The sequence below is a fragment of the Paenibacillus lacisoli genome (assembly GCF_030580655.1).
GTDB classification, from domain to species: Bacteria; Bacillota; Bacilli; order Paenibacillales; family Paenibacillaceae; genus Paenibacillus; species Paenibacillus lacisoli.
The window spans coordinates 1-1104 of record NZ_JAUQTB010000042.1; the positions used below are offsets into that span (position 1 = coordinate 1).

Sequence of the window (1104 nt, forward strand, 5' to 3'; positions counted from 1 at the left end):
TAAGTAGACAGTGTGTAAAAAGCGCACTAATGTTTACTTGGAGGGGATTTTTCATGGGCGAAATACGGAAGACATATGACATGGATTTTAAGCACCGAGCAGTAAAGATGTTCCTCGATGAGGGTTTGGGTTATAAGACGGTGGCCAAAGCCCTTGGAATCAACGACAAGATGGTAAGGAGATGGGTAGCCCATTACGAGCGGGAAGGGATCGAGGGATTGAAGGAAAAACGAGGCACCCTGTCTGGTCCCATGAAGGGTAGACCCAAGAAGGAAATGACGCTGGAGGAAGAAGTCATTCGACTTCGAGCGGAGAATGCTCTCCTAAAAAAGATAAGGGAGCTGCAAAGGGGGCAAGGGACAAGCGGCTCCAAACCTACCGGGCCATCGAAGCGTTAGCCGGCGACTATCCGGTGAGTCTACTCTGCCAGCTGACAGGCATCGCACGAAGCAGTTATTACAAATGGGCCGCCGGTAAACAGAAGCTAACCCGCAAGCAGATCGACGATCAGGGCTTGAAGGAGAAAATTTTGGAGTGCCATACGCGGTTTAGGGGCATCTACGGTTACCTGCGCGTTCGTGTGTGGCTGAGGAAGACGTACAGCCTGAACGTCAACCACAAACGCGTGTATCGGCTTATGAAGGAGTTAGGGATCCGTTCGCGGATCAGGCGCAAAAAGCCATACTTCGGTCGTCGAGAGACGGCTGTTGTCTCGACCAATGTGCTGAACCGGGAGTTCCATGCGACGGCGCCTAACCAGAAGTGGGTCACAGACATCACCTACCTTCCGTTAGGCGCTCGTTTTCTGTACCTTTCAGTCATATTCGACCTTTTTAACAACGAGGTTGTTGCGTACCGCATCGGCAGACATAACAACTTAAAGCTTGTTCTGGACACCGTCAAGGCGGCTGTACGCAGGCGTAAACCAGCAAAGGTCCTGCTTCACAGCGACCAGGGTTTTCAATACACCCACAAGCATTACCATGCGCTCTTAGAACGCAAGAAGATGAAGGTTAGCATGTCGCGCAAGGGAAACTGCTGGGATAACGCCTGCATCGAAAGTTTCTTCGGGCATCTCAAGTCGGAATGCCTCCACCTCCACAC

General features: G+C 51.5%; 2 protein-coding genes. Both read left to right on the forward strand.

Translation table 11 applies throughout. The features are described 5' to 3' along the window. Nucleotides 1–53: 53 nt before the first annotated feature. Nucleotides 54–398 carry a transposase gene (locus Q5741_RS21505; RefSeq protein WP_305026144.1) on the forward strand — a complete coding sequence of 115 codons (345 nt, stop codon included), beginning with the start codon at nt 54–56 and terminating at the stop codon, nt 396–398. Between the two features lie 14 nt (nt 399–412). After that, nucleotides 413–1104 (forward strand): IS3 family transposase (locus Q5741_RS21510; protein WP_305026146.1); only part of this gene is annotated, 692 nt, incomplete at its 3' end.

What these genes read in the sequence shown, in the direction of transcription:
- Q5741_RS21505 (WP_305026144.1), top strand. Translation starts at nt 54, where the DNA reads ATGGGCGAAATACGGAAGACATATGACATGGATTTTAAGCACCGAGCA.